At 68.2% G+C, this 18,452-nt stretch carries 19 protein-coding genes; 1 reads left to right on the top strand and 18 read right to left on the bottom strand.

The genetic code is table 11. The features are described 5' to 3' along the window. Positions 1-30: 30 nt before the first annotated feature. Positions 31-603: a DUF3043 domain-containing protein gene (locus DW306_RS15720; RefSeq protein ID WP_136056516.1), complete on the top strand. Its 573-nt coding sequence runs from the start codon at positions 31-33 to the stop codon at positions 601-603. Here DW306_RS15720 and DW306_RS15725 read toward each other — a convergent pair. The 18 genes from DW306_RS15725 to DW306_RS15810 form a co-directional block, all read right to left on the bottom strand. Beyond that, positions 578-1,615 carry a quinone-dependent dihydroorotate dehydrogenase gene (locus tag DW306_RS15725; RefSeq protein WP_136056517.1) on the bottom strand — a complete coding sequence of 346 codons (1,038 nt, stop codon included), beginning with the start codon at positions 1,613-1,615 and terminating at the stop codon, positions 578-580. The two genes, DW306_RS15720 and DW306_RS15725, sit on opposite strands and share 26 nt — an antisense overlap. Before the next feature lie 10 nt (positions 1,616-1,625). Beyond that, positions 1,626-2,096 (bottom strand): transcriptional regulator NrdR, encoded by a 471-nt coding sequence (gene nrdR, locus DW306_RS15730; protein ID WP_136056518.1) that lies wholly within the window; start codon positions 2,094-2,096, stop codon positions 1,626-1,628. Positions 2,097-2,106: 10 nt separating this feature from the next. Then, the gene (hisD, locus tag DW306_RS15735) at positions 2,107-3,411 is read right to left on the bottom strand and encodes a histidinol dehydrogenase (RefSeq protein ID WP_136056519.1); all 1,305 of its coding nucleotides are present in this window, start codon (positions 3,409-3,411) and stop codon (positions 2,107-2,109) included. Position 3,412: 1 nt separating this feature from the next. Then, entirely contained in the window at positions 3,413-4,660 is a 1,248-nt protein-coding gene (locus DW306_RS15740; RefSeq protein ID WP_136056520.1) for a hypothetical protein, read from the bottom strand. A gap of 71 nt (positions 4,661-4,731) precedes the next feature. Next, positions 4,732-8,250 carry a DNA polymerase III subunit alpha gene (dnaE, locus tag DW306_RS15745; RefSeq protein ID WP_136056521.1) on the bottom strand — a complete coding sequence of 1,173 codons (3,519 nt, stop codon included), beginning with the start codon at positions 8,248-8,250 and terminating at the stop codon, positions 4,732-4,734. Between the two features lie 66 nt (positions 8,251-8,316). After that, positions 8,317-9,414 (bottom strand): hypothetical protein, encoded by a 1,098-nt coding sequence (locus DW306_RS15750; RefSeq protein WP_136056522.1) that lies wholly within the window; start codon positions 9,412-9,414, stop codon positions 8,317-8,319. Beyond that, positions 9,389-9,994 (bottom strand): sigma-70 family RNA polymerase sigma factor, encoded by a 606-nt coding sequence (locus tag DW306_RS15755; RefSeq protein ID WP_136056523.1) that lies wholly within the window; start codon positions 9,992-9,994, stop codon positions 9,389-9,391. Before DW306_RS15755 ends, DW306_RS15750 begins: the two co-directional genes overlap by 26 nt. A gap of 41 nt (positions 9,995-10,035) precedes the next feature. Then, entirely contained in the window at positions 10,036-11,148 is a 1,113-nt protein-coding gene (locus DW306_RS15760; RefSeq protein WP_136056524.1) for a hypothetical protein, read from the bottom strand. After that, positions 11,145-11,741, bottom strand: a complete 597-nt coding sequence (locus DW306_RS15765) for a sigma-70 family RNA polymerase sigma factor (protein ID WP_136056525.1) — start codon at positions 11,739-11,741, stop codon at positions 11,145-11,147. Before DW306_RS15765 ends, DW306_RS15760 begins: the two co-directional genes overlap by 4 nt. Before the next feature lie 31 nt (positions 11,742-11,772). Further along, the gene (locus tag DW306_RS15770) at positions 11,773-12,372 is read right to left on the bottom strand and encodes a GNAT family N-acetyltransferase (protein WP_136056526.1); all 600 of its coding nucleotides are present in this window, start codon (positions 12,370-12,372) and stop codon (positions 11,773-11,775) included. 69 nt (positions 12,373-12,441) lie between these two features. Next, positions 12,442-13,362, bottom strand: a complete 921-nt coding sequence (locus tag DW306_RS15775) for an RluA family pseudouridine synthase (protein WP_136056527.1) — start codon at positions 13,360-13,362, stop codon at positions 12,442-12,444. 2 nt (positions 13,363-13,364) lie between these two features. Beyond that, positions 13,365-13,934: a signal peptidase II gene (gene lspA / locus DW306_RS15780; protein ID WP_240747223.1), complete on the bottom strand. Its 570-nt coding sequence runs from the start codon at positions 13,932-13,934 to the stop codon at positions 13,365-13,367. 72 nt (positions 13,935-14,006) lie between these two features. Next, complete coding sequence (locus DW306_RS15785; RefSeq protein ID WP_136056529.1) at positions 14,007-14,621, bottom strand: DivIVA domain-containing protein; 615 nt, start codon at positions 14,619-14,621, stop codon at positions 14,007-14,009. Between the two features lie 151 nt (positions 14,622-14,772). Beyond that, positions 14,773-15,069: a YggT family protein gene (locus tag DW306_RS15790; RefSeq protein ID WP_136056530.1), complete on the bottom strand. Its 297-nt coding sequence runs from the start codon at positions 15,067-15,069 to the stop codon at positions 14,773-14,775. A 3-nt stretch (positions 15,070-15,072) separates the two neighbouring features. After that, positions 15,073-15,552, bottom strand: a complete 480-nt coding sequence (gene sepF / locus DW306_RS15795; RefSeq protein ID WP_136056531.1) for a cell division protein SepF — start codon at positions 15,550-15,552, stop codon at positions 15,073-15,075. 42 nt (positions 15,553-15,594) lie between these two features. Beyond that, complete coding sequence (locus DW306_RS15800) at positions 15,595-16,305, bottom strand: YggS family pyridoxal phosphate-dependent enzyme (protein WP_205814193.1); 711 nt, start codon at positions 16,303-16,305, stop codon at positions 15,595-15,597. Beyond that, a complete protein-coding gene (ftsZ, locus tag DW306_RS15805) occupies positions 16,302-17,447 on the bottom strand; it encodes a cell division protein FtsZ (protein WP_136056532.1) in 1,146 nt (381 codons plus the stop codon). Before ftsZ ends, DW306_RS15800 begins: the two co-directional genes overlap by 4 nt. A gap of 183 nt (positions 17,448-17,630) precedes the next feature. Further along, positions 17,631-18,452, bottom strand: an 822-nt coding sequence (locus DW306_RS15810; RefSeq protein WP_136056533.1) for an FtsQ-type POTRA domain-containing protein, incomplete at its 5' end; no start/stop codon positions are given.

The following is an 18,452-nucleotide window of genomic DNA, read 5'->3' on the forward strand; positions in this document are numbered from 1 at the left end:
TGATCCATCTTCAGCGAACCGAGGAACCTCGTGGCCACTACCCCTGTCTCCCCTTCGACGAACGACGACGCCGCCGAGACGCCGGCCGTCGGCAAGGGTCGCGCGACGCCGACCCGCGCGGAGCAGGAGGCGGCCCGTCGCCGACCTCTGGTCGCGAACACCAAGGAGGCCAAGGCGGCCGCCCGCGCCGAGCTCAACGAGCGTCGCGCCCGGGCCCAGGCCGGAATGGCCGCGGGCGAGGAGAAGTTCCTCCCGGCCCGAGACAAGGGACCGCAGCGCCGCTGGGTGCGCGACTACGTGGACGCCGGATGGCACCCCGCGGAGTTCGTGATGGCGGTCATGGTGCTGGTCATCCTCGCGTCGCTGATCCCCGCGAACCTCGCGATCTCGTTCTACGCCTACATCGTGATGATGGGGTACCTGGTGATCGCGATCGGCGGCATGATCCTGCTGGGGTTCCGGGTGAAGCGCAAGGTCGCCGCCAAGTTCGGCGCGGAGCGCATGGAGAAGGGCCTCGGCTGGTACGCCGGGATGCGCGCCCTGCAGATGCGGTTCATGCGTCTGCCGAAGCCGCAGGTCAAGCGCGGGCAGTACCCCGACTGACGAGCCCCCTGTTGAGCTCGCGGCCCCAGAACGGGCCGCGGTAGAGGAACGCCGTGTAGCCCTGCACCAGGGTCGCTCCGGCATCCATCCGCTCCTGCACGTCGGACGGGGTCTCGACTCCCCCGACCGCGATGATGCAGAAGTCGTCGGGAACGGCGTCGCGCACGATGCGGAGAACCTCGAGCGAACGCCGCTTCAACGGAGCGCCCGAGAGACCGCCGGCCCCTGCGGCCTCGACGGTCGCTTCATCCGTGAGCAGCCCGTCGCGGCTGATCGTGGTGTTGTGCGCGATGATGCCGGCGAGACCCTCCTCGACCGCCATCCGCGCGATGGCGGCGATCTCGTCGTCGGGAAGGTCGGGTGCGATCTTCACCAGCAGAGGCGTGGATCCGGACGCCTCGTGAACCGCACGCAGCAGCGGAGCCAGTGTCTCGACCGCCTGCAGACCGCGCAGGCCCGGAGTGTTCGGCGAGGAGACGTTGACGGCCAGGTAGTCGGCGAGCGGTGCGAGCCGCGTCGCGGAGGCGACGTAGTCGGCGGTGGCGTCTTCGACGTCGACCACTCGGCTCTTGCCGATGTTGACGCCGATGACCGTGTCGGGGGCGCCGCGCCGGAGCTTCGCGAGGCGCCGCGCCACGGCATCCGCGCCCTGGTTGTTGAAGCCCATCCGGTTGATGACGGCCCGGTCGGCGATCAGGCGGAACAGACGCGGCTTCGGGTTCCCCTCCTGCGGGATCGCGGTCACGGTGCCCACCTCGACGTGCCCGAAGCCGAGCGCGGCGAGACCGCGCACGCCGACGGCGTTCTTGTCGAATCCGGCGGCGATGCCGAAGGGCGACGGGAACGTCAGCCCCAGGGCCTCCACGCGCAGTGACGGGTCCGGCTTGGTCAGCGCACGCGTCACGGAGGCGAACGGCGGCACGCCGAGCACACGGATCACCACCATGCCGGCGTGATGGGCGAACTCGGGATCGAAGCGCGAGAGGACAGCGCGGAAGAGCAGCGGATACATCCCTGCCAGATTACCGGTCCGCCGGCTCCTGCTCCGCGTGGTCGGCGCGCAGATCGGTGATGGCGGACTCGAAGTCCTCGAGCGTGTCGAACGCCTGGTAGACGCTGGCGAAACGGAGGAACGCGACCTCGTCGAGCTCACGGAGCGGGCCGAGGATCGCGAGCCCGATCTCGTTCGTGTCGAGCTGCGAGACTCCGGTCTGCCGGACCGCCTCCTCCACGCGCTGCGCGAGGATCGCGAGGTCGGCCTCGGTCACCGGCCGCCCCTGACAGGCCTTCCGCACGCCGGAGATCACCTTCTCACGGCTGAACGGCTCCATGACGCCGGAGCGTTTGATGACGTTGAGGCTCGCGGTCTCGGTGGTCGTGAAGCGGCCTCCGCATTCGGGGCACTGACGACGCCGTCTGATCGAGAGCCCGTCGTCGCTGGTACGTGAATCGATGACGCGCGAGTCGGAATGACGGCAGAAGGGGCAGTGCATCTGACCGATCCTACGCGGTGAACCGCGCCTCGATCGCTTCGCCGTGTGCAGGCAGCACCTCGGCGTTCGCGAGCGCGACGACCCCCTCCCGCACGGCGGAGAGCGCCGCCCGGTCGTAGGAGATGACCTGCTGCGGGCGGAGGAACGTGTAGGCGCCGAGGCCGGGCGCGTAGCGCGCCTGTCCCCCGGTCGGCAGGACGTGGTTGCTGCCGGCCATATAGTCGCCGAGGCTCACGGGCGTCTGATCGCCGACGAAGACCGCGCCGGCGCTGGTGAAGGCGGATGCCGCTGCCTCGGCATCCGCCAGGTGGAGCTCGAGGTGCTCCGGTGCGTAGGCGTTGCTGAAGGCCGTGGCCATGGCACGGTCGTCGACGAGGACGATCGCGGACTGCGGTCCGTCGAGTGCCGCGCGCACGCGCTCGCTATGCCGGGTGGCCGCGGCGACCCGCTCGGCCTCGAGGGCGACCTGCTCGGCGAGCGGCACCGAGTCGGTGACCAGCACGGCAGACGCCTGCTCGTCGTGCTCGGCCTGGCTGACGAGGTCGGCCGCGACGAGACGCGGGTCGGCGTCCGCATCGGCGACGATGAGGATCTCGGTGGCGCCGGCCTCGGAGTCGGTGCCGACGACGCCGGCCACCGCGCGCTTGGCAGAGGCGACGAAGTTGTTGCCGGGACCGGAGACCACGTCGACCGGGTCGAGTCCGATCGAACGGACGCCGTGGGCGAACGCGCCGATCGCTCCGGCGCCCCCCATCGCGTACACCTCGGTGATGCCGAGCAGGCCGGCGGCCGCGAGGATCGTCGGGTGGATCCGCCCCTCCTGATCGCTCTGCGGAGGCGATGCGAGCGCGATCTGCGCGACTCCGGCGACCTGCGCCGGCACGACGTTCATGATCACGCTCGAAGGGTAGACGGCCTTGCCGCCCGGTATGTACACGCCGACGCGCTGCACCGGCTGCCAGCGCTGCAGGATCCGTGCACCCGGCCCGATGTCGGTCGTCTGCGGAGCCGGCACCTGCGCTTCGGATCCTTGGCGCACGCGGACGATCGCCTCTTCGAGCGCAGCGCGCACGGCGGGGTCGACCGAGGCGAGCGCTTCGGCGATGTGCTCGGCGGGGACACGTACGTCGTGCCCGGTGACCCGGTCGAACCGCTCGGCCTGCTCGCGGAGCGCGTCCTCGCCGCGGTCGCGCACATCGTCGACGATGCGCGTGGCGGTGTCCAGCGCTTCGGCGCGGGCCTGGGTGGCCCGCGGCACCGCCGCGAGCATGTCGGCGGGCGAGAGCTCGCGCCCTCGCAGGTCGATCGTTCGCATGTCAGCCCTTCGTGATGTCGGAGATCTCGTGGAGGTAGCCGATCCGGCCGTCATCATGTCGGATGACGTAAGCCCCTCCTCGGTCTTCGATCACAAGCGCCCAGGCGTTCGGCCCGATGCGGAACAGCGGCTCGCCACGCTCGTCGTGCACGTCGCGCTCGGTGGGCGCGAGGATCCAGAACGGCTGCGCGGCGGGCGCGGCCTCGCGAGGATTGGTCGCGTCGAGGTCGGCGGCGTCGAAGGCAGTCGTCTCGGGATTCCGTGCGTCGAAGCCGTCTGCGTCGACGTCGTCCTCGACGAAGGGCTGCTCAGGGTGCCCCTCGGCGGGCTCGACTCGCGCTGCCGGCTCCAGCAGCGACTCGATGCTGCCGGTGTCCGACACGATCTCCTGGTCGTCTCCGCGGGACCGCCGCGAGTACGTGGGCACGTACTCCTCGTCAGCGGTGACCGGCTCGGTGCCGGTGTCCCCGCCGGAGGCGTGGGCGGCGAGCGGAACCTGGGAGGCGAGGTCGAGCCGCGCGACCTCGTCGGTCGCCTGCTGGCCTGACAGCTCCGGGTCGAACTGCACGGCGGGCGGGAGGACGCTGGTCTCGGCGTACGCGACCTCGACGACCGTCTCCGGTGCATCTGCTGCGGCGACGTCGACTGTCTCTGCGGGCGCGGGGCGCTCGGGGCGCGGGCGGGAGATCACCGGGCGGACGGGGTTCGCGTTGCGGTGGGCGAGCGTGACGAGGCGCCCATGGAAGTCTTCCTTGAGCCCCGGGATGAGCGGGGCGAAGACGGTGAGCACGACCAGGGCGAGTGAGGCGATCAGCAGCAGGATCCCGTTCCAGGGAAGGCCCCAGAATCCGCCGTCGATGAGCGTGGCCAGGGCGAGCCAGAGGGCGCCGACCCAGACGGTCGCGGCGACCGAGAAGGCGACCGATGCGAACTGGTCGATGCCCAGCGACCCGACGCGGCGGATGCCGTCGGGCGAGAAGCGCCGCAGCACGAGAAGGAAGACCGCGGCCGTGGGGACTCCGATCGGCAGGATCCACTGGATCCCGGTCGCCCACAGCGACAGTCCGCCGTTGAGCGGGAAGAACGAGACGACGAACGACACCAGCCACACGCCCACGATGAGGAGCTCGCGCAGCGTGAAGCCGAGGACGCCGTATTCCGGCGTGACGTCTTCGTCGTAGAGGACACCGTCCTCGTCGCTGAAGGCCGTGTCCTCGGCGTCCGACTGTTCGGGCAGATCCGTGCTCATGGTCGTCCTTTCGTCACGGTGCTCGATCGGGGCAGGGCATGCAGCCCCCGACGGCTCACGATCCTACCCGCTCACCCCAGGCAGGCGGGGCCGAGCAGCGACTTGAGGTCACCGAACAGGTCGGCGGACACCTTGACCGGCATCGGCACTTCGAAGACCTTCGCGCTGCCGCCGCGGTGCACCCGCAGCAGCACCTCGGTGTCGCCGTTGTGGCGACGGAGGATCTCGGCGAGCTCGTTCATCACGCGTTCGGTCGCGCGCTGTTCCGCGAGGACCAGGGACAGCGGCCCGGCGGCGTCGAACGAGCCGACGTCGGGCGCGAACGCCGACTGCGCGTGGAGGTTCAGTCCGTCGTCGCGTCGGGATACCCGCCCTCGCACGGCCAGGATCGAGTCCTGCTGCAGGATGTGCTGGAACTCGATGTACGTCTTGCCCATGAACATCACGGTGACCTCGCCGTTGAAGTCCTCGACGGTGATCATGCCGTAGGGGTTTCCACTGGCCTTGGCGACACGGTGCTGCACGCTGGTCACGAGTCCTGCGACCGTCACCTGGTCGCCGTCCTGCATGTCCTCCGAGTTGTTGAGGTCATGGATGGAGATCGACGCGTGCTTGGCGAGCGGCACCTCGAGGCCGGCGAGCGGATGGTCGGACACGTAGAGTCCGAGCATCTCGCGCTCGAAGGCGAGCTTGTCCTTCTTGATCCATTCCGGTCGCGCGGGGACCTTGGCGGGCGCCACCTCCTCGGTGCCGTCGTAGAGGCTGTCGAAGTCGAACCCGATCGCGCCCTGGGCCTCGTTGCGCTTGCGGTCGACCGCGGCCTCGACGGCATCCTCGTGGACCTCCATGAGGGCGCGCCGCGAATCTCCCATCGAGTCGAAGGCACCGGCCTTGATCAGCGATTCCACGGTGCGCTTGTTGGAGACGTGCAGCGGCACCTTGTCGAGGAAGTGGTGGAACGAGTCGAAGCGCTCGTCCTTGCGCGCCTTGACGATGCCGTCGACGACGTTGCTTCCGACGTTGCGCACGGCGCCGAGCCCGAAGCGGATGTCGTCGCCGATGGCGGCGAAGTAGTTGATCGACTCGGAGACATCCGGCGGCAGCACCTTGATGCCCATGCGTCGGCACTCGTTCAGGTACAGCGCCATCTTGTCCTTGGAGTCGCCGACGCTGGTGAGCAGCGCGGCCATGTACTCGGCCGGGTAGTGGGCTTTGAGGTACGCGGTCCAATACGAGACGACGCCGTACGCCGCGGAGTGCGCTTTATTGAAGGCATAGTCGGAGAAGGGCAGCAGGATCTCCCAGAGCGCGTTGACAGCGCCGTCGGAGTAGCCGTTCGCGTGCATTCCCGCCTGGAAGCCCTCGAACTGCTTGTCGAGTTCGGACTTCTTCTTCTTGCCCATCGCGCGGCGGAGGATGTCTGCTTGACCGAGGGAGAATCCGGCCACGCGCTGGGCGATGGCCATGACCTGCTCCTGGTAGATGATCAGGCCGTAGGACTCCTCGAGGATGTCGGCGAGCGACTCGGTGAACTCGGGGTGGATCGGGGTGATCGGCTGCGCGCCGTTCTTGCGGAGCGCGTAGTTCGTGTGCGAGTTCGCACCCATGGGCCCCGGACGGTACAGGGCGATGAGCGCCGAGATGTCGCCGAAGTTGTCGGGCTTCATGAGGCGCATGAGCGAGCGCATCGGCCCGCCGTCGAGCTGGAAGACACCGAGGGATTCGCCGCGGCCCAGCAGATCGTAGGCCCCGCGGTCGTCGAGCGGAAGATGTTCGAGGTCGAGTTCCTCGCCCCGGTTCATGCGGATGTTGTCGAGCGCATCGGAGATGATCGTGAGGTTGCGCAGCCCCAGGAAGTCCATCTTGATCAGGCCGAGCGACTCGCAGGACGGGTAGTCGAACTGCGTGACGATCTGGCCGTCCTGCTCGCGGCGCATGATCGGGATGATGTCGAGCAGCGGCTCGGACGACATGATCACACCGGCCGCGTGCACGCCCCACTGGCGCTTCAGCCCCTCGAGTCCGAGCGCACGATCGAAGACCGTCTTGGCTTCGGGGTCGGTCTCGATGAGGGCGCGGAACTCGCTCGCCTCTTTGTACCGCTGGTGCGCCGAGTCGAACATGCCGTCGAGCGGCATGTCCTTGCCCATGACGGGCGGCGGCATCGCCTTGGTCAGCCGCTCCCCCATGCTGAAAGGGAAGCCGAGGACGCGTCCGGCATCCTTGAGCGCCTGCTTGGACTTGATGGTGCCGTAGGTGACGATCTGCGCGACGCGCTCCGAGCCGTACTTCTGGGTCACGTACTCGATGACCTCGCCGCGGCGACGGTCATCGAAGTCGACGTCGAAGTCGGGCATCGAGACGCGGTCCGGGTTGAGGAAGCGCTCGAAGATGAGGCCGTGCTCGAGCGGGTCGAGGTCGGTGATGCGCATGGCGTAGGCGACCATCGATCCGGCACCGGAACCACGGCCGGGACCGACGCGGATGCCGTTGTCCTTCGCCCAGTTGATGAAGTCGGCGACGACGAGGAAGTAGCCGGGGAACCCCATCTGCAGGATGATCCCGGTCTCGTACTCGGCCTGCTTGCGAACCTTGTCGGGGATGCCGTTCGGGTAGCGGTACTGAAGGCCGACCTCGACCTCTTTGATCAGCCAGCTGTCCTCGGTCTCGCCGTCGGGAACGGGGAACCGCGGCATGTAGTTCGCGGCGGTGTTGAACTCGACCTCGCAGCGCTCCGCGATCAGCAGTGTGTTGTCGCAGGCCTCGGGGTTGTCGCGGAAGAGCTGGCGCATCTCGGCGGCGGTCTTGATGTAGTAGCCGTCGCCGTCGAACTTGAACCGGTTGGGGTCGTCGAGGGTCGAACCGGACTGCACGCAGAGCAGCGCCTCGTGCGCGTCGGCCTCGTGCTGGTGCGTGTAGTGCGAGTCGTTGGTGCCGACCAGCGGGATGTTCAGATCCTTCGCCAGCCGCAGCAGATCGGTCATCACGCGCCGCTCGATGGAGAGCCCGTGGTCCATGATCTCGGCGAAGTAGTTCTCCTTGCCGAACAGGTCCTGGAACTCCGCGGCCGCCGCGCGCGCCGCGTCGTACTGGCCGAGGCGCAGGCGGGTCTGGATCTCGCCCGAGGGGCACCCGGTCGTCGCGATCAGGCCCTTGGAGTAGGTCTGCAGCAGCTCGCGGTCCATGCGCGGCTTGAAGTAGTAGCCCTCCATGCTCGAGCGGGAGCTGAGCCGGAAGAGGTTGTGCATGCCCTCGGTCGTCTCGCTCCACATCGTCATGTGGGTGTAGGCGCCGGAGCCGGACACGTCGTCGCTCTTCTGGTCGGGCGAGCCCCACTGCACGCGCGACTTGTCGCTGCGATGCGTTCCCGGGGTGACGTAGGCCTCGAGCCCGATGATCGGCTTCACGCCCGCCGCGTTCGCCGCCTTGTAGAACTCGAAGGCGGCGAAGGTGTTGCCGTGATCGGTCACCGCGATGGCCGGCATGCCGTAATCGGCGGCCGCCTGGGTCATCGCCGCGATCTTCGCCGCACCGTCGAGCATCGAGTATTCGCTGTGCACATGGAGGTGGGCGAAGGAGTCGGATGCCATGCCTCGAGTCTACGGCGGAGCCCCGACACCGAGGATCGGTGTCGGGGCTCCGCGGCCCCCTCCGGGCTATGGGACGGAATTGACGATGGAGACCGTGTAGGTGGCCCGGATGTCCGGGATGTCCGCCGGTACCATGTCTCCCGCTGCCCCATCGGTGCGGTCGTACCGCAGTGTGTACTCGGTCGCCCATCCCGTCGCGGGGTCGATCGTGACCGTTTCGGTGCGGGCATCGAAGAGTGCGCGGTGCACCTGGTATCTCGTCTTCCCGTCGGCCGTCGCCTCTTTTTGTGCGAGCCCGCTGAGTTCGAGGGCGCCGATGAAGGCCGCTCGCACGTCCGCGGGGGCGATGTTGGACTGAATCGTGAAGAAGAGATTCTCGATCAGGGCATCGTCGACGGCTTCCGGCGACTCGGCGTAGGCCGCAGCCTGAGCGCGGAGGTAGTCGAGCAGCGCTTGGGGGTCGCGCGGATAGGGCGCGTACCAGGCGGTCGAACCGGTCTGCACGTCGCCGTCGCCCGGCTGGCCGCCGGTGTTCCAGCTCCCGATGACCTCGGGGTTCACCGGGTACTGGTTGTCCCAGGCGAGCTCGCCTGCCGGACCTTGATCCTCGGGAAAGAACTGCACCCGTTCGGAGCTCGGCCCCCACTCGAAATACCAGTCACCCGACCGATCGGCAGGGACGTAGGTCTGACTGTACTCGCGGACCAACAGGCCCGAGATCGGCGGGTATTCGCCGTGCGCCGGCCAGACGAACACGCGCCCGTCACGGTAGAGCAGGCGCTCGGATGTGATCCCCACATGAAGGTACTGCCCTGCCTGCGGCGTCGTCCCAGGGTACGGTTCCGTGATCGTCGTGCCAGAGGTCGGCCCAGGCTTGGGGATGATCGGACCAGGCTCTCGTGGGTCGGCGGTCGGGGCAGGAATCGCCTCCACCCTCGGCGCAGGCGCCGTCAGCTGGTTGACCACCACGACTCCCGCCGTCACGGCTGCCACTCCGGCCACCGCACCGGCGATCACGAACATCGGCCGCTTCGCGAGGCGCTTGCGCTCCGCGCTCCGGCTGTCGTCGATCCCGTGGAGCAGTCGGAGACGGGCGGCGATGATCCGGTCCTCCGTCAAGCTGCTTCCTGCATTCACGTCACGCACGCGCTCGAAAACGTCCATCGACCGCTCCTTCCTTCTCTTTCACGACTCGTTCTCTGGTGATCGCCCGTGCCGGATCCAATCGCGTCCGAATGCGGTTCATCCGGGATCGGACGGTGCCGACCGGGACGCCGAGGGCGACGGCGACCTCTTCATACGTCAGGTCGCCCCAGGCGTAGAGCAGGAGGGTCTCGCGCTCCTTCTTCGACAGGGCCGCGATCCGGGGCGCCAGCTCGCGGGTGGAGATCTCCGCATCGAGCCGCGCGATCGTCGACTCGAGGTCTCCCTGGGAGATGTGCTCCTCGCGCTGCGCGGACTCCACACTCGACCGGAAGTGCTTCGCCTCCCGGGCCCGATGCTTCCGGATCAGCCGGGAAGCTATCCCGTACAACCAGGGAAGCGCCGAGTCCCAGGACGTGTCGAACGACTTGCGCCGTGCGAACGCGACCAGGAACGTCTCGCTGAGGATGTCCTCGCCCGCATCGGGGCCGAGACGGCGGGCGGCGTAGCCGCCCACCGTCCTGGCGTGCCGATCGAACAGTTCGGCGAAGGCTCGGGGTTGCCCGAGCGACCGCTGAATGATCTCGCTGTCTGTGCTCACACTATGTATTGCCCCGGAGAGCCCAGACGGTTCGAAATTCGTCACGGCAGTGAGTCGACGACGCTCACGGTGTAGGTGTACCGCTCATCCGCAAGGGTTGCGGGGACCAAGGGCGACGCGACATCGAGCGTCACCGTCTTCTCGAGGACGACCCCCGAAGAGATGTCGATGGTCACGGTGCGACGACGGATGCCATCGGCACCGGACAGCGCCTGCTCGGCAGCGGAGAAGCTCAGCGTGACGATGTTCCCCTGCGTATCGATGATCTCCGATCCGCCGAGCATGCTCAGCGCACCGTACATCGCCGATCGGACGTCCGGTGCCCCGACGTTCGCCGCGAGCAGGTCAACGAGTACCCATCCCACCTTGTAGTCCTGGTCACCCGTCACCGGACCTTGGTTCTGCCTGATCCACGCGATCAACTGGGCAGGATCGCGAGGCATGTCCTGCCAGAAGGCATGCATCGAGAACCCGCCCGAAGTCTCCCAGGGCGGCATCCCGCCCGGGAACAGATTCGGTCCACTCGGCCCACCGATCTCCTGCACATGTTGCGCCGCGAGCGCGGCGGCGTCGGGACCGAACTCCTGCCGGATCTCGATAGGTCCGCCCACGGAATACCAGTCCGACGATGTGTCCGCGGGGACATAGTTGTCCCAGGAGACCGCGTCCATCCAGGCGTTGGCGGCGGTCGATCGATCAGTCTGGTACTCACCCACTCCGGTGTCCGGGTGCTGGTACACCATCTGTTCGGAGTCGGTGTGCACCCTCAGATACTGTCCCGGTGCGACGGTCAGCCCGGCGAAGCTGCTCGCCGATGCCCCTGCCGCGCTGAACGCACCCGCGGCCGTCAGGGGCTCTACCGTCGGCTCAGGGGTCGGCTCCGCAGAGGGCTTCGGCACGACGGTGGGAATGGCTTCGACGCCACCCGTCGTCGGTGTGGTGAGGTTGCCGACCACGAGCACGCCGGCCGTCACCGCGGCCGCCGCACCGACCAGACCGGCCGTGATGATCCACGGGCGTCGTGCGGCGCGCGACCGCGCGGGTCGCGTCTCGGCATGGATCTCGTTCAGGAGTCGAGCGCGCGCCGCCGAGATGTTCTCGTCGGCCCCGTCGATCTCCGGTCGAGCCTGCTCGACCTTCTCGAAAACGTTCATCGGATGCTCCCTGCTGCATGATCTGTCTGTGTCTGTGTCTTCGCCAGGGCCTGAGCCCGGCGCACCGGGTCCAAGCGCTTCCGCACGCGGTTCAACCGCGAACGGACCGTTCCGACCGGAACGCCGAGCGCGGCGGCCACCTCCTCGTATGTGAGCCCCTGCCAGGCGTAGAGCAGGAGAGTCTCGCGATCCTTCGGCGCGAGGGCGGCGATGCGTCCTCGCAGCCCGTCGACCTCGCGTTCGGCGTCGAGCCTGGTCATCGCGTCGTCGACTCCGCCCTCGGAGGAGTGCTCCTCCCCTGAGACCGCCGCCGCGAACGAACGCCAGTGCTTCGCCTCCACCGCGCGGTGTCTCCGGATCAGTCGCGAGGCGATGCCGAGCAGCCACGGCACGGCCGACTCGACGCCGACGTCGTAGTCCGCGCGACGGCGGAACGCGACGAGGAATGTCTCGCTCAGGACGTCCTCCGCCGTATGCCGTCCGACCCGGTACGTCGCGAAGGCGTTCACCACGCGCGCATGTCGATCGAACAGCTGGGCGAAGGCTGATGGTTGGTCCAGAGACCGTTGGATGATCTCGCTGTCTGTGCTCACGCTGTGTATTGTCCGTGCGCCCTCGAACGGTTCACGTTTTCTTCGACGACTTCTTCGGCTCTCTCAGATCGAGTCTCATCAGCACTCGCGGAAAGCCGTCGAGCACAGACTCGGTGTCGGCCGCCTTCGCGAAACCCAGGCTCTCGAACAATCCCCTCGTGCCGACGTACGCCATCGTGAGGTTCACCTTCTTCCCATCGTTGTCCACGGGATATGCCTCGACAGCGGGCGCTCCACGCTTCCTCGCATACTCGACGGCACCCTCGATCAATGCGTGCGAGACACCCTGCTTGCGGTACCCCGGCCGCACGCGAAGGCACCAGAGCGACCACACGTCGAGGTCGTCCACATGCGGGATGAGCCGGTTGCGGGCGAAGCTCGTCTCGCTCCGCGGATGCAGCGCCGCCCAACCGACCGGCTCGTCATCGAGGTAGGCGATGACGCCCGGCGGCGGATCCTGATGGCACAGCTCCCGTACCCGTTCGGCACGCGCGGGACCTTTCAGCGCCACGTTCTCCTTGCTGCCGATGCGATAGCTCAGGCAGAAGCAGACGTTCGACGTCGGCTTCTTCGGACCCACCAGCGTCGCGACGTCGTCGAACTCCGTGGCCGGACGCACCTCGATGCTCATGCGCCCAGTGTGACGCACGTCGACGACATCGCGCGCTTCGACAGGCTCAGCGGCCCGAGCCCGCGCGGGCTATTCCCCGCGCAGCACGTCGAGCGCGTGCTGGAAGTCGGCGGGATACGGCGACTCGAACTGCACCCATTCGCCCGTGGCGGGGTGCGTGAAGGCCAGCTGGTGCGCGTGAAGCCACTGTCGGGTCAGACCGAGTCGGGCGGACAAGGTCGGATCGGCGCCGTACAGCGGATCGCCGACGCACGGATGCCGGTGGGCGGCCATGTGCACGCGGATCTGGTGCGTGCGGCCTGTCTCGAGATGGATCTCGAGCAGCGACGCACCCGGGAACGCCTCGAGCGTCTCGTAGTGCGTCACGGAGGGCTTGCCGTCCGGCACGACCGCGAACTTCCAGGAGTGGTTCGGGTGGCGGCCGATCGGGGCGTCGATGGTGCCGGCGAGCGGATCCGGATGTCCCTGCACGACGGCGTGATAGATCTTCTCGACCGTGCGCTCTTTGAACGCGTGCTTGAGCGCCGTGTACGCGGCCTCGGTCTTGGCGACGACCATCAGGCCGCTGGTCCCGACGTCCAGACGGTGCACGACCCCCTGACGCTCGGCCGCACCGCTGGTCGCGATGCGGAATCCGGCGGCCGCGAGAGCACCGATGACCGTAGGCCCTTCCCACCCGACCGACGGATGAGCCGCGACGCCCGAGGGCTTGTCGACCACGACGATGTCGTCGTCGTCGTAGACGATGCCGAGCTCAGGCACCGCGATCGGGATGATGCGCGGCGCCTCCTTGGGCTGCCATTCGACCTCGAGCCACGCCCCGCCGCGCAAGCGGTCGGACTTGTCGAGCGTCACACCGTCGAGCTGCACGCCGCCGGCCGAGGCCACCTCGGCGGCGAAGGTGCGCGAGAAGCCGAGCATGCGCGCGAGCGCCGCATCGACGCGTTCGCCGTCCATGCCGTCGGGGACGGGAAGGGACCGCGACTCCACGGTCAGCGGCCGTCCGAGGGAGCGGCGGCGTCGTCCGAGGGAGCAGCGGCCTCATCGGTCGCCGGCTCGTCGGCGGCCACTGCGGCGGCCTCGGCCTCCTCCTCGGTCTCGACCGTCGCATGGTCCCGCTCACGGGTGCCGTCGAAACGGAGCCCGAGCACGACGAGCAGGGCGACCGAGATCATGCCCGTGACGATGAAGATGTCGGCGACGTTGAAGATCGCGGGCATCATCCACGGCATCGAGATCATGTCGACGACGTGACCGTTGCCGAAGCCCGGTTCGCGGAAGAGACGGTCGGTGAGGTTGCCGAGGACTCCGCCCAGAAGCGCGCCGAGCACGACGGCCCACCACCGCGAGCGGAGGTTGAACGCCTTCCAGATGATGATGAGGGCCACCACGCTCAGAGCGATGGTGAAGATCCACGTCACTCCGCTGCCGAGCGAGAAGGCCGCGCCCGAATTGCGGATGTAGTACAGCTGAAGGAACTCGCCGAGCACGGGCACGACCTCATGGAGAGGCAGGTGCTCGATCGTGAGGTACTTCACAAACTGATCGGCGGCCAGCACCACCGCTGCGAGAATCGCAACGATCGCACCGGCCGCCGACCGACGAAGGGGACGGCGTCCTGACAAGAGGGCGCCTTACAGACCGATCGCGGAGACCGGCGTGGAGTCCGTGGAAGCCGACTTCTCGTCGAGGTCGCGGAGCTGACCCTCGATGTAGCCGCGCAGCTGCGAGCGGTAGTCGCGCTCGAAGTTGCGGAGCTCGGTGATCCGGGCCTCGAGCGTGTTGCGCTCGCGCTCCAGGCGTGCAGCCTCTTCGCGCTGCTTGGCCTCGGCCTCGCTGCGGATGCGGTTGACCTCGTTCTCGGCGTCGGCGATGAGCTGGTTGCGCTTCGCCTCGCCCTCGGCGACGTGCTCGTCGTGCAGACGCTGCGCGAGCTCGATGATGCCGGCGGTCGCGGTCGCGGATCCGGACGGAGCGGGCTCCGCAGGAGTCTCGGCGACAGGGGCCGCAGGGGCCTCGGCGACGACCGGAGCCGCGGGAGCAGCGGCGACGGGCTCGGCGGCCTCAGGGGCAGCGCCCGACTCGTAGGCGGCCAGCTTGGCCTTCAGCTCGGCGTTCTCCTCGAGGGCCTTACGCCACTCGATGACGATCTCGTCGAGGAAGTCGTCCACCTCGTCCGGGTCGAAGCCGTCCTTGAAGCGGACGTGCTGGAACTGCTTGGTGACGACGTCATCCGGGGTAAGTGCCATGATGGCTCCTCTTTCGATGAGTTCGGTTGCCAACTTGGAGTATGGCGTGGTCGTGATGTGGCGCGAACCCGGGGCGCGCACCTCGGTGCCAGCATAGTCCCCGCGCCTTTGCGTCGCGATGTCACGACACCCGGAGCGCGAGAACTCGCGGTCAGAAGAACAGCCCCACGATGTTCATCAGGATGAGCACGATCAACAGGGTGAGGGCGAATCCGAAGTCCAGCGACAGCGAGCCGATCCGCAACGGCGGGATGATCCGCCGGAAGAACCGGATCGGCGGATCGGTGAGCGTGTAGGCCGCTTCAGCGAGAACGAGCCCGAAGCCCTTCGGACGCCACTCCCGATTGAACATCGGGATGTAGTCGAGGATCAGGCGCGCGAAGAGCACGAAGATGTAGAGCAGCAGCACCAGGTGAACGATGCTGGCGACGACGGAGACCAGCTCCACGGGCTACGACTGGTCGAAGCCCGCAGACTCGGCGTCTGCGTGCGCGATTCCCCCGTGGCCCGACACCGCGATGTTCTCCGGCGACAGCAGGAAGACCTTCGATGTCACGCGCTCGATGCGGCCGTAGAGACCGAGGGAGAGGCCGCTGGCGAAGTCGATCAGACGACGCGCGTCGGCGTCGCTCATCTGGGAGAGGTTGATGATGACCGGAACACCCTCGCGGAAGCTTTCCGCGATCAGCTGCGCGTCGCGGTACTGCTTGGGGTGCACGGTGAGGATCTCGTTTACCGTGCCGGCGGAGGGCTGGCGAACGGCGACCGGTCGGCGCAGCGGCGTGACGGGAGCCGGGGCCGGCTCCTCGCGGTCACGATCACGGTCGCGCTCACGGTGGGCGCGGGCCGGAGCCTGCGTCTCCTCTTCGTAGACCTCTTCCTCGTCAGCGAGGCCGAGATACACCATGGTCTTCTTCAGCGGGTTGCCCATCGTGTCCTCCGGTTCGAACGTTTGGGGTGGTCTTTTCACAGGTTAACCCCGGTCGGGCCGGGGTCCGGTGATTGCGGAGCCGATCCGCAGGTGTGTCGCGCCCGCGGCGATGGCTTCGACGAAGTCGCCTGTCATGCCCGCGGAGATCCAGGTGGCCGACGGTTCGATCGTGCGGACGTCGTCGGCGACCGTGCGCAGGCGCGCGAACGCAGACGCGGGCTCCCCATCGAGTGGAGCCACCGCCATCACGCCGCGCAGGCGCAGCGACGGCAGCGTCAGCACGTGCTCGGCCAGCGCACGCGCCTCAGTCGGCGCGACACCGCCTCGCCCGACGTCATCGGTGAGATTGATCTGCACGAGAACATCGAGCACGTCGTCCTCCACGGCTGCGCGATGCAGCGCGTCGGCGAACCGGTCGCGGTCGACCGAGTGCACGACATCGGCGCTCCGACGGATGGCCGCGGCCTTGTTCGTCTGTCCTTGCCCGATGAAGTGCCAGCGGAGGTCGAGCCCCGAGAGCTCCGCCTGCTTGGCGGAGAGCTCCTGCTGCCGGTTCTCCCCGACATCGGCCACGCCGAGAGCACGCAGCTCCTGCACGAGCGAAGCGGGGTGGAACTTCGTCACCACGATCCTGCTGATGTCCGCAGGATCGCGGCCCGCGTCGCGCGCGGCACCGGCGATCCGCTCATCGATCGCCGACAGCCGCGCGGCCAGGCCCGACTGCTCCTGCGGCTGGTCGGCCTCCGAGGTCACTTCAGGAATTCGGGGATGTCGATGTCGTCATCTGCGAACGCCGGCTCGATGCTCGTGGCCGGCACGCGCTGCTGCACCGGCGCGGGCTCCGAGCTCTCGCTCTTGGCGGGCTCCGCAGCGTCCGAGAGGGCGACCTCGGGCAGCGTCGTGGCGGCAGGCCGCGACACCACCATCGGGTCGAGCCGCAGGGACGGCTCCCCACCGTCGAAGCCGGCAGCGATCACGGTCACGCGCACCTCGTCGCCGAGCGTGTCGTCGATGACGGTACCGAAGATGATGTTCGCCTCCGGGTGCGCGGCCTCCTTGACGAGGTCGGCAGCGTCGTGGATCTCGAAGATGCCGAGGTTCGATCCACCCTGGATCGAGAGCAGCACGCCGTGCGCGCCCTCGATGCTCGCCTCGAGCAGCGGGGACTCGACAGCCAGTTCCGCAGCCTTGATCGCTCGGTCGGCGCCGCGCGCGGAGCCGATGCCCATGAGCGCGGACCCGGCACCCTGCATGACCGACTTGACGTCGGCGAAGTCGAGGTTGATCAGACCCGGGGTCGTGATGAGGTCGGTGATGCCCTGCACACCGGCGAGGAGCACCTGGTCGGCGGTTGCGAACGCCTCGATCATCGAGATGCCGCGGTCGCTGATCTCGAGCAGACGGTCGTTCGGCACCACGATGAGGGTGTCGACCTCTTCCTTGAGCTTCGCGACGCCGGCCTCGGCCTGGCTCTGTCGGCGACGGCCCTCGAACGAGAACGGCTTGGTCACGACACCGATCGTGAGCGCGCCGATCGACTTGGCGATGCGGGCGACGACGGGAGCGCCACCGGTTCCGGTTCCACCGCCCTCGCCGGCCGTGACGAAGACCATGTCGGCTCCGGTGAGCGCCTGCTCGATCTCCTCGGCGTGGTCCTCGGCAGCACGTCGGCCCACCTCGGGGTCGGCGCCGGCGCCGAGGCCGCGGGTCAGCTCGCGACCCACGTCGAGCTTGACGTCGGCGTCGCTCATCAGCAGCGCCTGCGCGTCGGTGTTCACGGCGATGAACTCGACTCCGCGAAGGCCGAGGTCGATCATGCGGTTCACGGCGTTGACGCCGCCACCGCCGACGCCGACGACCTTGATCACGGCGAGGTAGTTCTGGTTCTGGCTCATGGCCGGCCTCCGATTAGTCGAGCCTTGCGTTCGTTGTCGAGAAAGTGTGGGGGTGAACCTTAAACCTCAACTAGAGGTGTAAAGTATTTCCCGGTATTGCGTTCCCTGAGATCGAAGGTAAGCGCCGCATGGCCGCGCGGGCGCAGCGACACGGGCGTGTCGCGCCATTCCCGCCGAAAGCGGTCAGCCGATGACGGCGACTTCGGGCGAGGTGACGTCGATCGACGTCGCCCCGGGGTTGACGCCCATCGCCCGCGAGAGGGTGACGGCCTTCAGAGCCGAGTCCTCCGCACTCCCCCAGACGACCGTCAGCCCCGTGCTGAGAGTGAGGGTCACGTCATCCGCCGTGCTGGCCGTGACGCCGGTGAGCGCGGCACGGACGTCGGCCGGCAGCGCCCTCACGACGAGTCCCGCGCTCTCGAACGCCGGCGAATCGACACCGCCGTCGACATCGACGAGCGGCTGCCCCTCGGGCTGGTCCGAAGTCGTCGCCAGCGCGACGCCCGCGGCATCCACCAGGGTGTATCCGGCATCGGAGCGGATGACGCCGATCGGCGTGCGCTCGAGGATCCGCACCGTCAAGTCGTGCGGCGGCCGCGCCTCGAGCGCGTACGTCTCGATGAGCGGGAAGGCCAGCAGCGCGGCCTTCACCTCGCTCGTGTCGACCAAAGCCAGCGGAGTGCCGAGCTGGTCGGCGAGGGCCGCCTCGATCACCGTCGGATCGAGCGTCGTCGCGCCGGCCACCGTGATCTTCTCGACCGCGAACAGCGGACTGTACGCGGCGGCGACGCTTCCCCCGATCAGCAGGATCACGGCTCCGATGCTGCTCAGCCAGATGATCCTCCGCCGCCGGGAGCGCTGAGTGAAGCGGCGGATCTCGGCGCGCAGCGCCTTGCGCCGAGCGCGTGCGGCACGCCAGACGTCCCCGGTCGACGTGGGCCGCGGCTCCTCATCGGCGAGGATGGGCTTCCGAGGCGCATCCGCCCCGGGCGCGCCGTCGGCTCC

The organism is Microbacterium sp. K24, from assembly GCF_004794465.1.
Taxonomy (GTDB): Bacteria; Actinomycetota; Actinomycetes; order Actinomycetales; family Microbacteriaceae; genus Microbacterium.